Below are 22,186 nucleotides of genomic sequence, written 5' to 3'. Positions count from 1 at the left end.
TATTTTCTATTGCGTCGTTTGTCAGAAGAAAGGGTGTTTCGTATGACAAAAAAGAAAATAGAAGATTTCTTAACAAACTCCGAAAAAGAGGAACTGCTAGAAAACTATAAATGTTTACGAGAAGCCCGCACAAAAAGCGAAGCTAACTATTTTGGTGAAGCAGTAGACCATCTATTAAATAAAGCTAAAAAACGAATTATTGATGATGCAGGAATACACGACGAAAACGCAGCAACTGTTCAATCTAAACGAAAAGCACTGTTTTAGTACATAACTAAATGGTGCTTTTTCTTTAGAACGCTTCTATGATGCAACTCCCTTTTCATTTTTTGCCATCTCCTTATATACGAAAAGAGGGTATTATCCCTCTTTTCTATTAATCCTCTAATATAGATTTAATTTTCTTCATATCCATCTCACTCAATAAAACGTCCACTGCTCTAACACTTTCTCTTATCTGCTCCGCTCGCTTCCCGCCAGGAATAACAGTATCAATTCCTTTTTTGTTTAATAACCACGCTAAAGCTAAATTCGATACTTCGAGATTCTTTTCTTTAGCTAAGCCTTTTAACTTCTCAACTTTCTTAAAGTTACTCTTATATGTATTTTCTTCAAATAGATTTACACTTTGACGCCAATCCCCTTCACTCAATTTGAAATCTTCTGTATATTTTCCACCTAGTATCCCAAAAGCAAGAGGCCCGTACGGAATAAATGAAATACCTGATTCGATACAATATGGCAAAAGTTCTTCCCCAGCAGCACGATCCAACATATTATACGGCGATTGTACAACATCTATATCTCCATACTGATTCGCTACTTTTAATTGCTCTACATTTACGTTAGATATTCCAATTGAACGGATTTTCCCTTCTTCTTTTAGGCACGTAAGCTCTCCGATTGAATCTATGTAACTTGTTTCAGGATTTGTAAAATGTAAATAATATAAATCAATATAATCAGTCTGTAATCTTCTTAAACTATTTTCCACAGCATCTCTTAAATAGCTTGGTTCATTATTAATATGAACCTCTCCATTTAATAACGGCTGTATTCCACCTTTTGTAGCAAGTACAAATTCGTGGCGTTTCTCTTTTAATACTTCTCCTACCAATTCCTCTGATCTACCGAAACCGTATGAATCCGCTGTATCAAAAAATGTAATTCCTTGCTGAATAGCTTCTTCTATTAATCGTTTCCCTTCTTCCTCATTCACATCAGCGTATAAATTATGCCCCCCTACAGCATTTGTTCCTAACCCCAACTTTGAAATATTTAGTCCTGCCTTTTGCAATTTTGTATACTTCATTTTTTATCCCCCTATATTTCTATTGTTCGATTATAATCGAACAATAGAAATATACCACTTTGTATGTTATAGTGCAAATATCTTAACTTATACAAGCAGGTGAAAAAATGCGTACACTCTATCATCCGAATCGAGAAGAAATTCAATTCTCTTCAGTCTTATATGCACTTAGCGATCAAATTCGTTTACAAATTGTAAATATGTTACTAGAACAAAATGAACAATCTTGTGGTGCATTAAACATCCCTATTGCAAAATCAACTTTATCTCACCATTTCAAAGTTTTACGTGAATCAGGTGTAATGTATACACGCCTTGAAGGTACACAGCGTTTTATTTCAATTCGAGAAGAAGACTTAAATGCTAGATTCCCTGGTTTATTAGATGTTGTAATACACGCGACAGAACCATACTAAAAAACATCTCATATTTATATGAGATGTTTTTTAGTAATTACTATTCTTTTAATAAATCTATTAATCCATTCCCTTCAGATGTACGTTCATACCCTAAAGGTACAGTCCTTTTTATAAGTTGCGCGTATATTTCCGGCTCTGATAATTTTCTACCATACTCTCTCTCACACTGCTTAATGAGAAGTGCTAACGCCCCAGCGACATGCGGCGTCGCCATTGAAGTACCACTTAATACCGCATATTTCCCCTCTGGATACGTAGACAGTATTTCATCACCTGGTGCTACTAAATCAATTTCTTGATTTGAATTACTAAAGCATGAAATTTTCCGCTCTAAATTAACAGCACCTACTTCAATTACTTCAGAATAAGCACCTGGAAAATCTAATTCTGAAGTATCATCGTTACAATCTCCATCATTTCCTGCAGCGCACACGACAAGTACGTCTTGTTTTACCGCATTTTGAATAGCTTCATGTAATTCTGGTACATCTTGCGGACCACCCAGTGACATTGAAATAATTCTCACTTTCTCTTTATTCGGTCCTCTCCAATTTACAGCATAATGAATGGCCTCAATAATTTGCTCATAGCCTCCAGAACCATCTCCAGCTAATACTTTTAAAACTAACATTTTAGCAAGTGGTGCGACTCCTAAAACACCAACACCATTTTCAGTCGCTGCAATTGTCCCCGCTACATGAGTACCATGCCCATTATTATCAAGATAAATTTTCGGATCACCTTCATAATCTTTTGTGAAATTTCTTCCACCAATAATACGATCTTTTAAATCTACATGACTTACATCACAACCTGTATCTAAAACGGCAACGACAATATCTTTCCCTTTCGCACTCTTTTCCCATACTTGCGGAGCATGAATCAGTTGTACACCTGGTGGAATTTCATTTACTTGCTCAACGACCTTATTTACAGTAAACGGAATTAATTTAATGCCTTTTTGTTTATTCGCTGTACTACTATTCATCGTAATCCCTCCTGAAAATGTATTATTTTCATTTCAGACCACTATTGAATACATTTAGATTTAACATTCGTTTTATTCGTTCCATTTCCCTTCCTCTCAAATGTTTCTCAATAAACAAAATAAAAGGACCATTAATGGTCCTTTTATTTTTCAGTTTTTCAAAAGAATAATATAAATTAAGACTAAATCTCACTCTTGTTCAAAAACTGCTCAATTTCTTTTATTACATGTTTTGCCCCTTCTATACTAACCGTAATGTTTCCATTTGCTAATGAAATATTTTGATCTGAAACATCACCTGTTATTTGACAAGCATTGTAAGGTTGATATTTTTGTAAAATGACTTTGTCTTCTTCTACAAAAATTTCAAGTGGTGATTTGATTTGTATTCCTAATACATCTCGTAATTCTTTAGGAATAACTATCCGTCCTAATTCATCTACTTTTCGAATAATTCCTGTTGCTTTCATGTTACTCCCCCTTATTCTCTATTATTTTTTTCACCTCGCTATTTTCATTTTATCACTATATATTTGGTAATGGCTTACTCTTTTTAGAAAATATAGTACAAAAGTTAAAAAAACACATTTAACGAATATTCAATCTTTCTTTCAATTGTTTTAAATAACGAGATCGTATAATGAAGAAATATAGAGCTTGAATACTTACAAAAATACTTAATACAATCGTATTCTCTTTAAAAAGTGAGTACTCAAACATTTGTCCTAATGCCGTTAATGCTACTGCCCCGTGTAATGTTGCAACTCCAACTGGAACGAAGAATAAAAGCGCTAAGCGGATTGTGACTACTTTCGATAATTCGCCTCTCGTCAATCCAACTTTTCGAATCATTTCAAATAAACGAGTATCGTCCTCCAAATCAGAAAATAAGCGGAAGTAAAGAAAGCTTCCTGCACAAACGAAAAATACAATACCAATAAAGAAACCTACAAATAAAATGGGTCCTGCGATTTGTAAACTTTGATTTTGATCGTACTCTTCTGCACTAAACGTTGAATGTTCTTGATAAGGCTTAATCTGATGTGTAAGCTCTTTACCAACCTCAATTTCATCTTTCGTTCCTTTTGTTTTATACATATAATCTTTTTCTTCTTTAAATCCATCTTGTAATGAATCATATTGATTTTTAGAGATTACATAAACATTACCTCTTAGTATTTTACTTAATGAAGAAGTATTAACTTTTTTCACATTTAAAGGTTCATTCACATTTGGTAAAGTAATTTCTTTTCTTTCTTTCATGGGTGGTCCTGGTATTTCGACTGACAAAAATAAAGCCTCTTTATTTGATACAGTATTAAATGGTTCTCCTGTTAACTTTGCATATTCCTTATAATCTGATTCTTCTATAAAACTGGCGCTTCTTAACGACTGATCCTCCGTTGTCTTCGATGAAATATTTATTTTTGAAGCTGCTATATTATGTTTCTTTAATCCTTCGTCAATAATCTTCAGATGTTGTGACTCATTGCTATTACCTTGCTTAGAATGATAGTGAAACGCAATTGGTCTGTCCATAATTTCTTTCGTCATCGAAGCAAAACCAACCAATGTACCTATTGCTGAAAATGCTACTGTTGAAATAATTGTTACAATAAAGAACATTCTCGCGTTATCTCTCATACGGTATGCTAAATCTGACAAAGTAATAATATTTGTCTGTGTCCAATAGAAACGTTTACTTTTTTTACATAATCGAATAATAAAGACGCTCAACTGCTTGTACAGCAAATACGTACCAATAATGACTACCGTTGTAACAGGAATCATCATTACAAATACCATTGCACCATGTGACATAAGAGCTCCTGCATAACCAGCACTAAGCAATACTACTGCTAATATAGACGAAATTATAGATGCCTTCGGTTCTGGCTTCGCCTCTGCTGATCCTCTAAACAATTTCATAATTTTATTTTTACGAACCATTCCTGCACTAAACAATGAAATGATCATAAATAATACGAAAAACATAATACTCGTTACAACAATCGCTTTCATCGGTATGTAATAGGATAAAGAAATATCTAATTTTAAAATCATCGGGGCTACAAAAATTAATATCCCTGAAAATAACATACCTGAAAGAATCCCAAAAATAATTGCCCCTATTCCAATCATGATATTTTCAAAGAAGATAAGACGCTTTAATTGATATTTCGTCATACCTAGCATCATTAAAATTCCTAGTTCACGCTTTCTCGTTTTCAAAAACATTCCCATTGAATATAAAATAAAAAAGAATGTAAATAAGTAAATAATAGACTGTGCAAAAGACATACTTATAAATACGTACTGCCCTAATTCTCCCGCACTTAATGCCGGATGAAACGCAAAAAATGAATATACAAAAAAGGCCATAATGGCAAATGCACTACTCAAAAAGTAAGCTGAGTATGTTCGTCTATTTCGCGTTACATTTCGAAATGCGAGTTCTCTAATGTTCATGCTACTTCTCCGCCCTTCTACTAACTATGCTTTTATATTAGTAAAGTTCGGAAATACCTTCCATCGATTCAAATGACAAAAACCTTACATTATTGAAAGGTTTTAAACAATTGCTTATATAAAACAGTTTATTTATAATAGCTACATTCATATTCATACACGCATCCTATTGTATATTCGTTAGTTTTGCGAAATAATAAAGGATAGAAATATGTACCAATATACATATAAACTTATTTACTGCTTTAAAATGAATAGGAGGAAAACATAATGACATTACAAGAACAAATTATGAAAGCATTACACGTTCAGCCTGTAATTGATCCGAAAGTAGAAATTCGTAAACGAATTGATTTCTTAAAGGATTATGTAAGAAAAACAGGTGCTAAAGGATTTGTACTTGGAATTAGCGGTGGACAAGACTCTACACTTGCAGGGCGTTTAGCGCAGCTTGCAGTCGAAGAAGTGCGTAATGAAGGTGGTAACGCAACATTTATCTCCGTACGTCTTCCGTACAAAGTACAAAAAGATGAAGATGATGCACAATTAGCATTACAATTTATTCAAGCTGATCAATCTGTTGCTTTTGATATCGCTTCAACTGTTGATTCCTTCTCAAATCAATACGAAAACTTATTAGGTGAATCATTAACAGATTTCAATAAAGGAAACGTAAAAGCACGTATTCGCATGGTTACACAATATGCAATCGGCGGACAACAAGGGCTACTTGTTATCGGAACTGATCACGCTGCTGAAGCTGTAACAGGTTTCTTCACAAAATTCGGAGATGGCGGTGCCGATTTATTACCATTAACAGGTTTAACGAAGCGCCAAGGACGTGCTTTACTACAAGAATTAGATGCAGACGAGCGACTTTACTTAAAAATGCCAACAGCTGATTTATTAGATGAAAAACCAGGTCAAGCTGACGAAACAGAGTTAGGTATTACGTATGATCAACTAGATGACTATTTAGAAGGTAAATCCGTTCCAGCTGACGTTTCTGAAAAAATCGAGAAGCGTTACAAAGTGAGTGAACATAAAAGACAAGTCCCAGCATCTATGTTTGATGATTGGTGGAAGTAAATTATATAAAAAAGAAGCTAAATGGAAATTAGCTTCTTTTTCTATATATTAACGAAATACCCCTACTCTTTTCTCTAATAAATCATGCAAGCAATCTTCATGTTGTTTATTAAACAATGGCGGCATTTTGTCTAACGGGAAAAACTGCAAATCTAACGTTTCATCACCATCTATTTTTTTGTTCCCTCCAACGATTGAAAACTTAAAGAATATTACAATTGCCTGTGCCTGATCTCCATTCGGATATGTTTGAAAATATTTCGTATACACGCCAATGAGCTCATCAATTTCTACATCATATCCTGTTTCTTCTTTAACTTCTCGAATGGCAGTTTCTGCGGCAGATTCCCCTATTTCCATTGCACCGCCCGGAAATCCCCATGCATTAAAGTCTCCCCTTTTTTGCAGAAGCACTTCTCCACATTCATTAAATACACAACCACCAGCAAAATTCAAAATAACATAATCATGCCCTACTTTTTCACGTAATTCCTTTATGTAATTCGCCATCTGTTTCTCCTTTTCATACATCTTCCATTATTTTTTATCTTTTTCAAGCAATTCAATAATCCGATCTAATTTCTGATTCATATTGATTATATGTTGTTTTTTCGCAGAGCTGTTTTGCAATAAACTTTTAATGAACAAAGTAAATGATAGGAGAAACAAAACTACAAGTCCGATTACTAGACAAGAATATATCAATGTAAATATATTACTTTCGAACAAGTTCATTCAACTATCACATCCTCTATTTTTAATTATTTTATCACATAATTCTAAATAGTCACTAGGATTATAACCAAACGCAAAAAGAGCACCTTTTAAAGATGCTCTTTTTCATTAATACGTAAATGTAATTGTCGCTAATGAATAACCTGTCATTGCACTATATGGCGCAACTTGATAAGATACACGCTTTGCACCTTTTGGCCAAGTTACTTCATTTAATACTTTCTTTATATCTTGCATCGTTCCATCCATTGACTGCTTATATCGTACTTCTACTTTTTCTGGCTTGGAAGCAAATTGTTGCTGTAATTTCCCCTTAAATTCATTGTAAGTTTCCGCTCCATATTGTGCAGACAAATACTTTAAATTTGTTTCTTTTAGCATTTGTTCATATGCAGCAGTTTTTGAACTACCGGCTTTTATTTTACTTGTTAATTCACCAAAGTAACTTGTAGTTGCTGCTGGATATTTACTTCGATCCCATTCATGGTCTTTGCTTAACTGATCGTCAGACATATTAAAATATGAATATGTCACGCGCCCAGCTTTATCTGGTACTGGATCATCGAATGTAGTATCAAGGTGGTACCATTTGTTATCAATGTTCACTAAATTCCATGCGTGAGCTTGTCCATTCCCTGTACCTGTTACAATATGATTTTGAATACCTGCTTCTTTTAGTAATTGATATGTTAACAATGTATATCCTTGGCAAACGGCAGAACGATTCGCTAACGCTTCATACGCTGTATATGCTTGATAAGACGTATCATATGATACTTGTTTCACAACATAATCATGAATAGCTTTCACTTTTTCATGTTCATCCATGCCTTGTTTAATGATAGAATTTACAATTACTTTCGCCTGAGACTTTACATACTGTGTTTGCTCTTTTGATTCACGATACTCCACTTGTAATGTAAACGTATAATTCCCTGGCATGCCTTTTATAGAATACTTAGTAGATGCCACATTATATTTTACATACTCATCAGCATCTACAATTTTACTATACTCCTTATATAATTGGTCCATAACATCTCTAGCATTTCTATCTTTCGTTTTGTATGCAATTGTAATATTTTCTTCTCGATTATCAATCTGTTTTTTTAATTCTTTTCGAAAATCATCTAACAATTTGGCATCTGATTGTGTAGTAACTACAGTCGATTTCGTAGCTGCGTAAGATACAGATGACGCGTGTAAGCCGCCCATTACAATTGTTGAACAAAGCAGGGTAGCTGTTACATACTTATTTGTCTTTCTCATCTCGTCACTCCTTACATTCTATAAGTATACGAAAAAGTATCGTATAGTTTCAGAGTATACAATATTTTTCAAAATAGGTCATATGAGATTATGCATATTTAACATTTTTAAAAGGGTTGTTCTTTTAGAAAAAGAACAACCCTTTTTTTAGCAAGTTTGTAACACACAACATGTATTTTCAAAATGTCGATTTTTCAAGTCTTCATTTCCAATACAGAAATAAAGCATTCCTAATTCTCCCCAAACCATATTACAATTTTTAGTATCTGAATCAATCTGGAATAAAAGCGTCATTTGCTGTGGATCTATCCCCATATATTGTCCAGTCTCGTACAATACCTCATCTTGTACAGAGAATGGTTCTCCAAACATTTGATGATTATCATAGTTGTCTGGGATTAGCTCTTCAAGTAATTGCAAGAAACGATCTGAATCAGCCTCATCTTCAATGAAAAGCTCTGGTAATTTATATGTCAGTTCAAAAGTAATTGCACACTGGTTATATTTCGCTTGTATTTCATCTGCTCTACGTAATTGCTCTACAGGGATATCATAATAAAGCACACGTCCAGCTTTGGTTGGATCCACATCTTCTTCAAAGTAATTTTCAATACTAAAGAAATATAACATCCCTGTCTTAGGAAGAGTATGATCCATGCCAACGTTTTGTAAATCACTTAAATTAAATTGTGCGATAAAGTATAGAGGACTCCCTTTGTATGTTGGATATTCAAATGAATCCGGCAAATCAGGAACTCCGCCCATTTTCGAACTACCTATCGCAATTGTTTCCTGTTGTTTTGGCACAACTTTTACACAAGGAAATACAGTATTAATAAGCTCCTCTTTTAAATGTGTCAGTCCATATTTATCAATTAATACTTCAATTTTTTTATCCATAAATTCTCCTTACATTTACATACTTATTTGTATCATAGCACAAAGATTATACTCCATTCATCGTAAAATCAACAAGCCTTCAAAAAAACGGGCTTATCCCTCGTACGCGAACAAGTTTAAAAGAGCATAGTATACATTGTTCCTACAAACATGATATCTCATAATTTCTTACAGTATACTTTCCCTCGTTCATTTTCACTTTTAATATAAGGAGGAATTCCACATGGGTTACGGATATAGTTGCGGTGGTTACGGCGGTGGTTACGGCGGTGGTTACGGTTACGGCGGTAGTTGTGGTGGTGGTTGTGGTTATGGAGGTTTCGCTTTATTAATCGTTTTATTTATCCTTCTAATCATCATCGGAGCTAGCTGTTGGGGCGGCGGATTCGGCTGCTAGTAAACTTAAAAACTATTGTAAAAAAGCGCGTACAATACGTGCTTTTTTGCCATTTTCAAATTTCCCATCTGAAAGGAAGTATGTTTAATGAAGATTGATGGTGTTTTCGAGGGAGGCGGTGTACGCGGAATTGCTCATGTAGGGGCCATTTGCGCGTTAGCCGAAAAAGGTTATGAATGGGAACGTTTAGCTGGAACATCAGCCGGTGCTATTATTGCAGCTCTTCTAGCAGCAGGATATTCTTGTTCCGAATTAAAAACGATTGTAACAGACATTGCTTATGAAAAATTCACTAAAAAAACTTTTCTTGATAGAATCCCCTTTATTGGTAAAGGATTAAGCGCTTGGTCTACTCTAGGCATTTATTCAAATGTATTTCTCGAAGAATGGCTAGAAGACCTGCTTAGACAAAAAGGAATTCATTTGTTTACAGACTTACCAGATTTGAATAAACTCAAAATTATCGCTTCAGATATAAGCAATGGTAAAATGGTTATTTTTCCCGATGATTTACCAAACTACGGATTTTTAAATTACCGCTTCCCTATCGCTAAAGCAGTAAGAATGAGTGGAACCATTCCTTTCTTCTTCGAACCAGTGAAATGGAGAACACCGAAATGGAAACAACCTTGTTATATGGTTGACGGCGGTATTTTAAGTAATTATCCAATTTGGATTTTCGATTCACCGACTTCTCCTCGCTGGCCTACCTTTGGATTTCATTTTGTAAAAGATGAGATTCAAGCTGATCCCGCCCACTATGACGAACCTATTTCCATGTTCAAAGGACTATTTAAAACAATGATGCAAGCTCATGATTTACGTCATTTAGATAAAGAATCCAAGGCTAGAACTATTACAATTCCAACAGGAACCATTACAAGTACTAATTTTCAATTAACTAAAGAAGAGAAAGCATGGCTCTATAACTCTGGTTATAATGCCGCTAATAAGTTTTTACAATCTTGGAACTTCAGGCAATATGTTGATGAATATAGAGACGGAAATCAGGATCGAAAAACAAATCGGTATTTCCGTCAACTTGACTCATAATTATATTATTTTCCCTGTCACACTTTAATAGTAAATAAGCCTAATAATATAGTACATTATTAGGCTTATTTACTTCTTATGTACTCTCCTATTGTTTAAGGATAAGTTAACCCCTCTGCTTCTTCCGCGGTAATTACTATGTAACGATGTCCAGTTCTTAACCCTAATAATTCTGCTTTTTCAATTGCATCCTGTTTTGTTTCCGCATAAGCAGCTAAATATTTATCTCCATCAATCATTTGGCAAATCACATATTGTTTCATGGTTTTTCTCCTTTTACCCTTTAATTAATTGCGCGATCTTTTTTATTCCAGCTTCAATTTCTTCTACAGTTGCATAGGAATAAGAAAGACGTAAAAATTGGTTAGCACTTCTATCATACAAAGTGCCTGGGTTTAATAAAATCTTTTCTTGCAAAGCTTTGTCAAATAAACTACGATTCGATATTGGTAGATTTATATGTAGCCAAATGTAAAAGCTTCCTGCCGGCTCATGCCAAGTTGCAATTCCACTACAATACTTTTCTAACATACTTACCATAAAATCTCTACGTTTTTTCAATTCACTTCTTACAAACTGCAAATGCTCATCATACAAATCATTTGTAAACCACCCTGCCGCAATTTGCTGGGATATTGAACTTGAACCGTAATCAGTTTGCATTTTTATATCTGCCAATCTTTGAATAACTGGTTCTGATCCAACAATCCATCCAATTCTTAAACCAGGACTAATGACTTTGGACATACTTCCAATATGTAGCACAATCCCATTTTTATCATATGCCTTTAAAGGCTTTAAAACTGGTGCATCGAACCATAAATCTTGATATACCGCGTCCTCAATAATAGGTAATCCAATTTCATTACATATCTCCATCACTTCTTCCCTCTTCTTAGCGTTCATACTAAAATTGGTCGGATTATGAAAAGATGGGATTGTGTATAAAATAGATGCGTTAAATTGTTTCTTATATTTTGTAATATATGAAGTATTTATACCGTTCTCATTCATTGGTATTCCAATCAAGCGCATTCCTGCTGATTGGAATACATTGAGAGAATATAAGTATGATGGTTTTTCTAATAAAATTGACGCTCCTTTAGGAAGAAGCCCCATAGAAATAAGCTGAAGTGCTTGAATTGCCCCTGAAACAATTAAAATAGAGTCAGGGGATACATATACACCATGCCCTTTTAAATATTCCGCAATTTTTTCTCTTAAATGGAGATTTCCTTTCGGTTCTTCATACCCAAGTGTAACATTTGTCTTTATAACTTTATTAATAATTCTCTTCATCTTTTCCTCAGGTAAAAGACTCGGTGAAAGCTCGCCAGTTCCTAACCTGATTACATTTGGGTAAAATTCAGCTTGATTAATCTCTTGTATAGCAGGAAGATTCGGATAATGAAGTCCTGTTTCTACATAAGACTGCCAGTTTGGAGGCGGGGCATATGTAGAAGTACCCTCACTATTATTTATAACAATCGTTCCCTTCCGGCCATTCCCCTCAATATACCCTTTTGCTACTAATTCATCGAAAGCCATTACAATTGTACTTCGATTCACTTCAAACGTATGCGCCAAATCTCTTTGTGAAGGTAATTTAGTTCCAACTGTCCATTCCCCATTAACAATTCTTTCTTTTATATAAGATGCAATTTGTTTATATAAAGGAAGAGACGAAGACATATTAGGTTTCCAAACGAGCCTTTCCATTATATCACCTCGCATACTTTATGGTTGGTAACCTATCCAACCATATGGATGGATACAAATTTTCATTTCTTCTATACAATATACACTATCATAACTAATCACATTAAGTAGGAGGTAATATGATGAGTGAAGCAATTATTCACGGTATCATCCTTGCATTTGGTCTTATCATTCCATTAGGTGTCCAAAATGTTTTCGTCTTTAACCAAGGCGCTAGTCAACCAAATATTTGGCGAGCTGCTCCTGTAGTCTTGACTGCATCTATATGTGATACATTATTAATCTTAATTGCTGTACAAGGTGTATCCCTTGTACTCCTTACTTTTTCTTGGTTAACAACTACTCTGTATATAATTGGATTTTTCTTTCTTATGTATATGGGCTGGATTATTTGGAGAAGCGATCCTTCAAATGATGTAAAACAAGAAAAAAGCATGCCTTTAAAAAATCAAATTATTTTCGCTGCATCGGTTTCATTACTAAATCCACACGCAATTTTAGATACAATAGGTGTAATCGGAACAAACTCTATACAGTACCTAGGAAGTGAGAAATGGGCTTTCACTTTTGCAACAATTATAGTTTCTTGGATTTGGTTTATTAGTTTAGCTTTTACCGGGAGATTTCTAAAAGGATTAAACTCAACAGGGAAAACGATCACAATATTAAATAAATTTTCAGGGCTAATCATATGGGGAGTCGCACTTTATATGTTAAAACAAGTTATTTTTCCTAACTAATTAAAGAGAATTGCATGTTATGTAATTAGCATGCAATTCTCTTTTGAATTATGAAGTTGGTTCCGCTTTCTGCTTTACCATCATTTTATCTTTTGCTGGTTTAATCCAAATAATTGCTATGATGGCACCAATAGCAGCGAAGATGCTTGTTAAATAAAATACCTCATGGTCCGCCCCTTTCATAAAAAAAGAATACAGGGGTGGCCCAGCTGCAACACCGATAAATCGCATTGAACTATAAAATGACGTAACTGTCCCCCTCTGCTCTTTTTCAATCCCTTGTGTAATAAGAGCATCTAGACACGGTAAAGCCATACCAATTCCTCCCCCCATAATAACGAGACAAAGAAGTAGTAAATAGATTCCTTTTAGGAATAAAGGTAAGAAGGCAGATGCAGCAGCCAGTAAAAATCCAATATAAATACACTTTTTCATAATATCTTGTTTATCTCCAATTTTTTTACCAGCCATATATGAGCTAAGTGATAGTACAAGTAAAGGAATAGCGAGTACACACCCTTTCCATATACCATGAATATCGTACTTTGACTCCAGTATAGTCGACAGATAAAAAAGTATTCCGAATAAAATGAGCATAATAATTGCACCTAGTATAAAAATGGCAATTAACCATCTTCCCTTTTCTCGAAACGTCGAGATAATAGATTGAATAAATTCTTTAAGTGGTGGGACTTCTTCTTCTTGTTTCTTCGCCTTTACTAGTACCAGTAGTAAAACAATCGATATTACACATAAAACTGGAATCGCCCAAAACGGTAAGAACCATACAATAGATGCAAGAGCTGATCCTAATATGGGACTCAATACTTTTCCAAATGTATTTGACGTCTCAATGATTCCTAAACCTGCACTAACCTGTTTTTCATCTTTGTATAAATCACCTACACATGGTATGACAACTGGCATAGCACCAGCAGCACCTATCCCTTGAATTGCTCTTCCGATAAGAATCCAAACGTAAGGGTCATCAACTTTCCATGATACCCAGCCTGTTATCGCTCCTCCAATAGCTGCAATTAATAGACTTGGAACCATTACCATCTTTCGTCCCCATCTATCTGATAAATAACCAGCAATCGGTATAAGTATAATTGCAATGATAGAATAAATTGTAATAATCATGGATACTTGGAAAGATGAAATATGTAATTTCTTTTCAATGGTTGGCAGGATTGGAATAAGCATTGAATTACCTAATGTCATAACGAGTGGAACTGATGCAAGTGCAATTAAACAACAGTTTTCTTTTTTTAACATGTTGATTTCGGAACCTTTCATCATATATTTCTTACCATATAATAGCCCTGCTGGAACTTAATTTTACATTCCACCAGGGCTATTACATCTTTACTGCTTTCCATTCACAACAAAAGAAATTGGGTAAAACATAGCATTACTCCTATTCTTTGAATCCAGTTCACAATATATCCATACCAATTAATTGAAAATAAAAAGAAAGGAAGAATCCTTCCTTTCTCCTATAACCTTCTACATTTAGCGAGTATATCCGCCACCAAGCTGTTGTTCTGCCATCGCTACAAGGCGTTTTGTAATTTCACCGCCTACAGAACCGTTTGCACGTGAAGAAGTATCAGCTCCAAGCTGTACACCAAACTCTTGTGCAATTTCATACTTCATTTGATCTAGAGCTGCTTGTGCTCCATGTGATGCTAATTGATTAGCGTTACGATTTCTAGCCATTACCGATCACCTCCTTATATATATTAAATTGTATCAAATCCGAAATTAAATACATGGTAATTTTTGGTTATTTATTCCATGAAAAAAGAGTCTCTTAAACGAGACTCTTACATCATTTCATCTTATGAGGTTACTACTTCTAATTTTCTATTTGTTAATGCTCTCATTTCTTCTTTCAATATATCTTTCGCATTATGCCCAAACCATTCAAGCGAAGCAAAATGATCAGTACCTTTCACTTCCCGGATGATTTCATCATAATTTACTATACCTTCAAATAATGGAACCATTCCTATACGACTTCCAGCAGCAGCATATACATTATTTGGTTCAAACACATGTAAATACTCCGCTGATGATATATTCTTAAAATGGTAATGTTGTATCCACGGCTTTAGTCGCTGAAAACTATCTACCGGATCTGCACCAGACTCCCATATATGAAGGAAATCCAGGTTTATTTTCAAATATGGATGATTTACTTCTTCTAACAATTTCAAAGTAGACGGCAAAGTATCCGTTAACGTATTTGGATGTGTTTCTAATAGTATATACATATTGTGCTGAGCAAATAGATCACAAATCATGCGAATTCGCTTCACATACTCTTTTCTCTCTTGTTCCGAAAAATCCTCACTACCTTTTTGCCCGGCAAACGTACGAATTTTATTTGTATTAAACCAATTAGCTAGTGTTACCAGTTGTTCACATTTTTCCAGCGTTTTTTGAAAATCTGCTAATAACGATATATCTAAATAACCACTTATCATCGTAACTTCTAAATTTTTATCCCTTAAAAAATCCAGTTCTCTCTCTGTCGTTTCACGCTCTTGCATATATAAATTTTGTGCATGAGTCCCCCACAACTCAATCCCTTCAAAACCATTTTCGTATGCAAATTGAACAATATCAGTAAATGAAATTAGTTGATGGCGAAATGAAATTGTACATAGTGAATATTTCATAGGTTTGAACTCCCTTATCTTAAATTCAGTTAGATTGCTTTAAAAAGTTAAGACAGACTGATTTGTTTTCATATCTTTCCATGACAGAAACTGTCTCTCTAATTCATCCTTAATTTGCAGTTCAATTGTATTCATTTCATCAAGCTTCTCAACAATTGGTATTAACATATCTTTATCTTTTGTCATTACCATTTTGATTGCGCGGTACTGTACATTTGTAAATCCTTGTACAATGTCTTCCACTCGATCACACCAATAATCAAATTCTTGCTCCGCATATTGTAACGTTTCGCGGAAGTATGCAAAGGCATGTTCATAGCTATATTTTCGTATTGCTAATACGGGTATTTGCTTTACTGCCGTTACGAGCCCAGAAAGTGAATACCCATCCTCTTCATTTACCATTTTTATTATTAAATTTTTTAATTCCATAGTTAGTTCATTATCATTCTTTTTGAATGTTTCCATGAAATAACTTTCTACCATTTCTTGTGTTGGCTCCTGAATTCCCTCTATATCAATGAAATAGCCTCCACCAAATGGGTTGTCTTTAACAGAGTGAAGCATTTTATCTTTTTCCATATTCCCTTCCCAGCGAAAATCAGGGTCAAGCATGAACCATTCATTTTCTTTCTCTGTGTTCGATATCATTAAATAATGTGGAAACGGTTTTTGATGAAACTTATTTTCTCTCTCTGGTAATAAAGACATATCGACCATTACAATTATGTAACGATTTTCAGGCTTATTTTCCACTAATTCTAAAAATGTTTCTACATTGATACTCTTATCTTTTGAATGATCATACCATTCGTTCACTTTTATCCCATACAATTTTTCATACCAAAGCAAGTAATTATCATGGTTAATGTTTTCGGAATGATAAGAAATAATCCCGCCTTCTGTTATATCAAAGTCTCCATCCCATAATCCGAAATAAAATGGACGGAAATCTATATCACTACGCCTTTTTATAATTTCACAAAAACAACTCACTAAACAGTGAACTTTAATTGAAGTCATACTCTCATCCACTTTCTCAAAGTTAATCATTCATATTTGCTTCTTGTAACGGCTTTAACTCTTCCATAAAGTCAAGCAAAGATCCTACTGTAAGAAATGCCTTTGGATCTACCTCATCTTCTGGAACACATAACTTTAATTCCATTTCAATGTATACAATAAGCTGCAACATCATTACTGAATCAATATATAAATCTTGATTTAAACGCATCGTTTCTTCTAAATGCGTTACATTTTTCAGTTCCATTTTTTCTCTCATAATGCTTAAAACTGCTTCTTTTAACATTTCACGCCTCATGTTGTTATCTCTCCCATCTCTAATAACTTCCGACTTACTTTCCCTGTTTTATTTTTCGGAATCTCTGCTACATTTTCAATTTCATGCGGTACTTTATAAGACGGTAAATGCTGTATGCACCATTCTCTTATTTGCACTGGTTCAATACGAGAGACTACTTTCGCTTTTACTATTTCCCCCATCACAGGATGCTTGCCGCGGTATACAATCGCCTCCTGAATACCATCTAGTCGAAGCATCGTTTCTTCCACCTCTATAGGAAAGACCTTTAGACCAGATACATTAATAACATCATCCATACGCCCCATAAATTGAAGGCCCCGCTCAGATTTATACCCTAAATCTTTCGTATAAATATCCTTTTCCGCAATTTTTACTACGATTTCTTCCGGCTCATTTTCATCTGAACCAATGTTAATACTTACATGAGGAAGTGGTTTTCCTAAATCCAAATGTGTTTCCATATCATGACATATACTAATGCAACCAGCTTCAGAACATCCATACTGCTGCATCATATGTTTCGTCATCCCTTTCAGCTTGTAAAATAGCATTTCTGGCAAAGGTGATCCTGATGTCATAATTTTATGAAACTGAAAAGTCCCTTGTGGAAAACTCCCCATAATATGTAACATAAGTGGTACTGCGTATATGATATGTTTTTCGGTATTACGAATTATATTTAATGCGAATTTAGGGTTTTTATTAGTAATGATGATAGGCTTGCTACCCCTTGTAATTGCAGATAACGTGCCACAAATTAATCCGTATGAATGTGAAACGGGAGCCATAACGATTGGCACTTCGTCTTCATCACATTTTAAAGCTTCATTGTAAGTAGCAATTTCCGTTTCAATTTCCGTCCATGCTCTACGAATCAGTTTCGGTTCCCCTGTTGTTCCTGAACTATATTGTAATAACGAAGATTCTTCTTGCAATGGCTTTTCTACTTCTAATTTTATAAAGTCGTTACTTTCTACGTATAAAAGTCCAGTACAATTTGCACGCCTTGCCATTTCAATAGCTGTATCCTTTGGTGTATCTTCATGAATAAGTAGTACAGATGCTCTCTTTTCTCGTAGGAAAAATACAAGTGTAATAATATCAAATGGATCTTTTAGACAAAGGGCAAATCTATTTCCTTCTGCTTCTTGGAACTGTTCCATTTCCTCGTAAACTTGTAATTTCAATTCAAAATCATTTTTGCTATATTCTTGTTTATTAACGATTAGCATGATTTCCCCCTGTAACAACTGATTTTTGTATTGTAAGTTGCTTTGCTCTATACAACGGATTTGGAACTTCATGAACAAGTGATTCCACATCCATATATAAGCGTCGCTTCGTTAATTGCTCTGCATGAAATGTAGGTGCATATAATTGTAATGCTTCAAAACGTTCTTTCAAATGCGAAAATCTTTCAAAATGAATTTCTATTTCTTCAACAAGAATGATCCAAAATTGTTCCTCTTGTAATTGATACTCATCTGCCAGCACGAAAGCTAGTTCACCTAGATTGAATAGAAAAAGCGCATCTAAAACCATTTCTTGCAAACATTCAATACGGTCCATTTCAAAGAAATCATTTATTTGACCATTCGCATATATTTTATGCATTTTAGTAAAGTCAGGACATTTTCCGATTTCTTTCAAAAATGGACGATAAAACTCCAGTCCTTCATGAAAATCTTTTAGTGCAATACGGACTGGTATTCCTTCTTTATGAACTAAAATCATGTTTTGTCCATGTGACTCTAATTCGATTCCATGCTCTACAACGAGGTGTACAACTGGGATAATTGCTTTTTGAATAAGCAATTGTAACCAGCTTTCTACTCCATATCTCTTTAACCACAAATCAATAATTGGTGTCCCATCTTTTCCCTTGGCATATAAACCGTTAAATGGGATTGCCTCTTCTTTCTTATCTAAATATTTGTGAACGCTTTCGCGCCAAATACATCCTAATGAGCCATATGTAGCTTTTTTATTCGTATCATACGTTACACTCGAAAATTCATTTAACAAAATTAAACGCGATTCATCCCTTAAATAAGGATCATGATTTACTATATCTTTTAACCAATTCGATATAGCAGGTGCACTCACAACCGAATGTGGTTTTAATGTACGGATAGTTGAAGTATTGAGTAAATTCATTGATAACTTTACATATGGCTTCGCTCGGTTCGTAACATTTCTTAATGTCCGCATCGACTGCTGCGCACAATAATCATCTTCTGATTTCCCTAAATAAATAATATATTTATCCTGTATATGGTCAGTATAATTCGGAATAATAAAGTTCTCCCACTGCCAAGGATGAACAGGTATAAACATATACTTCTTCGAATCGCAGTCCATTTTTCGAATACGATCCATATACTCTTCCATTTTCTGTTCACCGATTTCTTCTTTCAAGGTACAGTTGTAACTCTCTTCACTTTCATATCCTACAGTCGTATATTTCTCGTGAACTGCTATCCATATAATTTTCATTGGCTGTATAAATTCAAATCCATATTGAAAATTATCACGATATTGAAACCCGATGCGCGCTTTATAGCTAGGATGATACGGGTGCCCATCTATTAAATGACTTTCAAGCTCATCATAAGATTTCACAATATAGTCTACTTCACTACTTCTCTCATATTGTGCAATCGTATCTTTAAAGATTGTTTGTTCTAATTCTTGAATAAAAGAATCCAATTTCGTTCGTTCCACTTTAACAATTCGAAAAATCTCCTGTAAAAATTGCGAAACAGATTGTATTTCTTCTTTTTCATCTTGAACTCTCATTATTAATGAGTCCGTTAAACAAATACGCCCAAAAGTCATACGTTCTTGCCCATAACATTGATACGTAACATTTCGATTCTCTACATCGAGACCTTGTATAATAAAAAGAATTTGTTCTTCCTTTTTTATACGAATTGGTGTAATGATTCCCTCATAAATTAACGATTCTACTAATTGGCGTAGTACTCTCCTTCTCACAAACATGTATTCTTTTGACTGAAGTGCCTTCAATACTTTTGTGTGATAGACTTCCTCTTTCATAAATCCCTCCGCTTTAAAATGGATTACCGGATTCCATTTTTTGTATTACGTGAAATTTTAACACTACTTATGAACGAACAGCCACTTCTCTAACGAGTGGATTATCTACTTGTACATAAATTGCTTGCTCTAAAGGATTTGTCAGTTCATCGACATCAAAAAATCTCGTTAGTAAATTCGCTTTACATGCCAATTTATCTTCTTCCAATAATTCTCTCAAAAATGTTGATGGTTCGCGGTTATATGGAAGGAAAGATTCAAGTACAGACCTTAATTCCGAAAGAAGAATTTCCTCCTTAATTAATCCTGCTGTACCAAAACCATTAATTAGTCCAAACATATGATTGAAAATTAAATAGTAACGAAATCTTTCATCTACAATGTAATCATCATATAAATTCCCAGTGCGTTCGCCAATACCGGCTAGTTCATTATCTAGCACAGACTTCATTGAATTGCAGAAATAAAAACCTTGATTATCACGGAAGTAAAACTTAACTGGATAACCATCTTTCAATCGAACAACACTATTTTGTTGATGCGCTTCTAATGCAACGCCATAACGTAAATACATCCATACCATCGGCTTTAAAGAGATATTCATATATCGTCTAAACCACTCTAAACTTACTTCTTCACAGCTTCTACCTTCTAAATCTGCTAAGCGATGAATAATATTCGATAAACGCGTTCGTTCCCCTGGAATAGCATCTTGTACTAGCCCTGCGATAAGTGTCACATCATTTTCATTTTCACTATAAAATGGGTTTTCTCGAATAATTACTTCAAATCCAGATTCTTTTGCCCCATGTTTTAAAGTAATAAAGGCCGGATCACATATGAAATCAAACCCTGGAAACTTTTCTAACACTTCTCCAATTTTAGTGTTCAATATTTCCTTACCTTCAAGTCCACTCTCAAGTTCCTTCAATTTATTAATACGCATTGAATTTGTCACCTTTACAGGGAATGAAAATTTAAGCATATACTTCGAATGAGGGTGATATAGCGTTCTAAGTGATGATGTCGCCATATAGCACTTACCTACTGGACCGATATATTCAAGTACACCTTGATTCATCCAATTTTGCACATACAATTGATGTAATAGCCATTCTGCTTGTAGCGGATGGATTGGAATTAATGAATATTCATCTTCTTGGCAGTACTTTTCAATAAATTCTTGATTAACCTTTTCATCGTACTTTAATTCCTTTTTTATCATCGCCGTTGTGGAATCTTGTAACAATGACTTTTCACTTACTATACTTTTATGTGCCCGAAAATAGTGAAGTTGGCACTCCCCTTTTAATTCAGGAGAATACATTGAACTTTTCCAATCCAATATACCTTGTCTACTCTTTGGTGTAGGATGAGTTAAATGTCCAAATAATAAAGATTGCTCCGCCTCTATAAAAGTTGTATGGAAACCATATAATTCACCTGTATCCTGCTTCCTTCCTTGTATAAACTTCTCAATATTTTGACAACTGCGAATAACTCGAAGCATAAGTTCATCAGGATTCGTACCTTCTCCATAGTTAATAGACATTTCCTTTATTAAAAACATAATAACCGTAATATAATCTGCTTTAATAACATTTTTATTTTCGCCAATTTGGTAATAAAATTGTTCTCCAAATAGATGACGGTCCGTTGACGATTTATATATAACTTCCCCATACAAAGTAACGTTTTGTGCCGATAACCGACAGCATAAATAAGTGGGGATAGCGTCTCTTCGAAATGAATGGCAGAAAATATTTTCTATCCTTTTATCCTCCGTAATCCATTCTCCACTCCCTGTTTCTCTTAAATAACAATTTAAAAAGCTTTGTATTGTTGCATGTTCCGCGATTTGTTTCGCATGCTGCATACTGCTCCTCCTCTTTTAGACGAACACTATCATTTTTTTGTAAAACTTCTGACAGTTGAATTTTATTATCAACTATGATTCTAATTGATAATGATAATCATTTCAAGGTATATTTCAGAATTTTTTTATCTAGCTAAACTTTCCACCTT

At 34.3% G+C, this 22,186-nt stretch carries 24 protein-coding genes; 6 read left to right on the top strand and 18 right to left on the bottom strand.

Going from position 1 to position 22,186, the window contains the following annotated elements; translation table 11 throughout:
• Positions 1 to 42 precede the first annotated feature (42 nt).
• Positions 43 to 267 (top strand): hypothetical protein, encoded by a 225-nt coding sequence (locus FT637_RS10565; RefSeq protein WP_128281344.1) that lies wholly within the window; start codon positions 43 to 45, stop codon positions 265 to 267.
• Positions 268 to 376: 109 nt separating this feature from the next.
• Here the strand turns inward: FT637_RS10565 and FT637_RS10560 are convergent, their stop codons facing one another.
• The gene (locus tag FT637_RS10560) at positions 377 to 1,312 is read right to left on the bottom strand and encodes an aldo/keto reductase (RefSeq protein ID WP_193646217.1); all 936 of its coding nucleotides are present in this window, start codon (positions 1,310 to 1,312) and stop codon (positions 377 to 379) included.
• Between the two features lie 107 nt (positions 1,313 to 1,419).
• Here FT637_RS10560 and FT637_RS10555 point away from each other — a divergent pair, with 107 nt between their 5' ends.
• Positions 1,420 to 1,728, top strand: a complete 309-nt coding sequence (locus FT637_RS10555) for an ArsR/SmtB family transcription factor (protein ID WP_193646216.1) — start codon at positions 1,420 to 1,422, stop codon at positions 1,726 to 1,728.
• A 40-nt stretch (positions 1,729 to 1,768) separates the two neighbouring features.
• On the opposite strand, the gene FT637_RS10550 is transcribed toward FT637_RS10555, so the two are convergent.
• The 3 genes from FT637_RS10550 to FT637_RS10540 all read right to left on the bottom strand — a co-directional run bounded on the left by FT637_RS10550 (position 1,769) and on the right by FT637_RS10540 (position 5,188).
• Entirely contained in the window at positions 1,769 to 2,719 is a 951-nt protein-coding gene (locus FT637_RS10550) for a serine protease (RefSeq protein ID WP_193646215.1), read from the bottom strand.
• 182 nt (positions 2,720 to 2,901) lie between these two features.
• Positions 2,902 to 3,189 carry an AbrB/MazE/SpoVT family DNA-binding domain-containing protein gene (locus FT637_RS10545; protein WP_002118493.1) on the bottom strand — a complete coding sequence of 96 codons (288 nt, stop codon included), beginning with the start codon at positions 3,187 to 3,189 and terminating at the stop codon, positions 2,902 to 2,904.
• A 118-nt stretch (positions 3,190 to 3,307) separates the two neighbouring features.
• Positions 3,308 to 5,188, bottom strand: coding sequence for an FtsX-like permease family protein (locus FT637_RS10540; protein WP_193646214.1), 1,881 nt, complete (start codon positions 5,186 to 5,188; stop codon positions 3,308 to 3,310).
• A 270-nt stretch (positions 5,189 to 5,458) separates the two neighbouring features.
• Here FT637_RS10540 and nadE point away from each other — a divergent pair, with 270 nt between their 5' ends.
• Positions 5,459 to 6,277, top strand: coding sequence for an ammonia-dependent NAD(+) synthetase (gene nadE, locus FT637_RS10535; protein ID WP_193646213.1), 819 nt, complete (start codon positions 5,459 to 5,461; stop codon positions 6,275 to 6,277).
• Positions 6,278 to 6,325: 48 nt separating this feature from the next.
• On the opposite strand, the gene FT637_RS10530 is transcribed toward nadE, so the two are convergent.
• The 4 genes from FT637_RS10530 to FT637_RS10515 form a co-directional block, all read right to left on the bottom strand.
• A complete protein-coding gene (locus FT637_RS10530; RefSeq protein WP_193646212.1) occupies positions 6,326 to 6,787 on the bottom strand; it encodes an NUDIX hydrolase in 462 nt (153 codons plus the stop codon).
• 27 nt (positions 6,788 to 6,814) lie between these two features.
• The gene (locus tag FT637_RS10525) at positions 6,815 to 7,012 is read right to left on the bottom strand and encodes a DUF4083 domain-containing protein (protein WP_193646211.1); all 198 of its coding nucleotides are present in this window, start codon (positions 7,010 to 7,012) and stop codon (positions 6,815 to 6,817) included.
• A 108-nt stretch (positions 7,013 to 7,120) separates the two neighbouring features.
• On the bottom strand, positions 7,121 to 8,281 hold the full coding sequence (locus tag FT637_RS10520; protein WP_193646210.1) for a transglutaminase domain-containing protein: 1,161 nt from the start codon (positions 8,279 to 8,281) through the stop codon (positions 7,121 to 7,123).
• A gap of 147 nt (positions 8,282 to 8,428) precedes the next feature.
• Positions 8,429 to 9,181 carry a YwqG family protein gene (locus FT637_RS10515; protein ID WP_193646209.1) on the bottom strand — a complete coding sequence of 251 codons (753 nt, stop codon included), beginning with the start codon at positions 9,179 to 9,181 and terminating at the stop codon, positions 8,429 to 8,431.
• Between the two features lie 223 nt (positions 9,182 to 9,404).
• Between FT637_RS10515 and FT637_RS10510 the strand changes: the two genes are divergently transcribed.
• Both FT637_RS10510 and FT637_RS10505 read left to right on the top strand, forming a co-directional pair.
• Positions 9,405 to 9,578 (top strand): YjcZ family sporulation protein, encoded by a 174-nt coding sequence (locus FT637_RS10510; protein WP_193646208.1) that lies wholly within the window; start codon positions 9,405 to 9,407, stop codon positions 9,576 to 9,578.
• Positions 9,579 to 9,665: 87 nt separating this feature from the next.
• Positions 9,666 to 10,631: a patatin-like phospholipase family protein gene (locus FT637_RS10505; protein ID WP_193646207.1), complete on the top strand. Its 966-nt coding sequence runs from the start codon at positions 9,666 to 9,668 to the stop codon at positions 10,629 to 10,631.
• A 95-nt stretch (positions 10,632 to 10,726) separates the two neighbouring features.
• On the opposite strand, the gene FT637_RS10500 is transcribed toward FT637_RS10505, so the two are convergent.
• A complete protein-coding gene (locus FT637_RS10500; protein WP_193646206.1) occupies positions 10,727 to 10,894 on the bottom strand; it encodes a DUF3933 family protein in 168 nt (55 codons plus the stop codon).
• 13 nt (positions 10,895 to 10,907) lie between these two features.
• Positions 10,908 to 12,350 carry a PLP-dependent aminotransferase family protein gene (locus FT637_RS10495; protein WP_193646205.1) on the bottom strand — a complete coding sequence of 481 codons (1,443 nt, stop codon included), beginning with the start codon at positions 12,348 to 12,350 and terminating at the stop codon, positions 10,908 to 10,910.
• Between the two features lie 122 nt (positions 12,351 to 12,472).
• Here FT637_RS10495 and FT637_RS10490 point away from each other — a divergent pair, with 122 nt between their 5' ends.
• Positions 12,473 to 13,090 (top strand): LysE/ArgO family amino acid transporter, encoded by a 618-nt coding sequence (locus tag FT637_RS10490; protein WP_193646204.1) that lies wholly within the window; start codon positions 12,473 to 12,475, stop codon positions 13,088 to 13,090.
• 48 nt (positions 13,091 to 13,138) lie between these two features.
• Here FT637_RS10490 and FT637_RS10485 read toward each other — a convergent pair whose 3' ends face one another.
• The 8 genes from FT637_RS10485 to FT637_RS10450 form a co-directional block, all read right to left on the bottom strand.
• A complete protein-coding gene (locus FT637_RS10485) occupies positions 13,139 to 14,368 on the bottom strand; it encodes an MFS transporter (RefSeq protein WP_413773225.1) in 1,230 nt (409 codons plus the stop codon).
• Positions 14,369 to 14,605: 237 nt separating this feature from the next.
• Positions 14,606 to 14,812, bottom strand: coding sequence for an alpha/beta-type small acid-soluble spore protein (locus tag FT637_RS10480; RefSeq protein ID WP_000113539.1), 207 nt, complete (start codon positions 14,810 to 14,812; stop codon positions 14,606 to 14,608).
• Positions 14,813 to 14,934: 122 nt separating this feature from the next.
• Entirely contained in the window at positions 14,935 to 15,777 is an 843-nt protein-coding gene (locus FT637_RS10475; RefSeq protein ID WP_193646203.1) for a sugar phosphate isomerase/epimerase family protein, read from the bottom strand.
• Positions 15,778 to 15,816: 39 nt separating this feature from the next.
• Positions 15,817 to 16,800, bottom strand: coding sequence for a DUF6005 family protein (locus FT637_RS10470; RefSeq protein WP_193646202.1), 984 nt, complete (start codon positions 16,798 to 16,800; stop codon positions 15,817 to 15,819).
• A 22-nt stretch (positions 16,801 to 16,822) separates the two neighbouring features.
• Positions 16,823 to 17,098 (bottom strand): petrobactin biosynthesis protein AsbD, encoded by a 276-nt coding sequence (gene asbD / locus FT637_RS10465; protein WP_193646201.1) that lies wholly within the window; start codon positions 17,096 to 17,098, stop codon positions 16,823 to 16,825.
• Positions 17,095 to 18,333 carry an AMP-binding protein gene (locus FT637_RS10460; protein ID WP_193646200.1) on the bottom strand — a complete coding sequence of 413 codons (1,239 nt, stop codon included), beginning with the start codon at positions 18,331 to 18,333 and terminating at the stop codon, positions 17,095 to 17,097. The genes asbD and FT637_RS10460 overlap by 4 nt, the downstream gene beginning before the upstream one ends.
• Positions 18,320 to 20,161, bottom strand: a complete 1,842-nt coding sequence (locus FT637_RS10455; protein WP_193646199.1) for an IucA/IucC family protein — start codon at positions 20,159 to 20,161, stop codon at positions 18,320 to 18,322. The genes FT637_RS10460 and FT637_RS10455 overlap by 14 nt, the downstream gene beginning before the upstream one ends.
• Before the next feature lie 67 nt (positions 20,162 to 20,228).
• Entirely contained in the window at positions 20,229 to 22,037 is a 1,809-nt protein-coding gene (locus FT637_RS10450; RefSeq protein WP_193646198.1) for an IucA/IucC family protein, read from the bottom strand.
• Positions 22,038 to 22,186: the final 149 nt, after the last annotated feature.

The organism is Bacillus cereus, assembly GCF_015071065.1.
Classification (GTDB): Bacteria; Bacillota; Bacilli; order Bacillales; family Bacillaceae_G; genus Bacillus_A; species Bacillus_A cereus_BA.
Note: the sequence above shows the minus strand (reverse complement) of the source record. Positions and strands in the feature narration are given on the sequence as shown.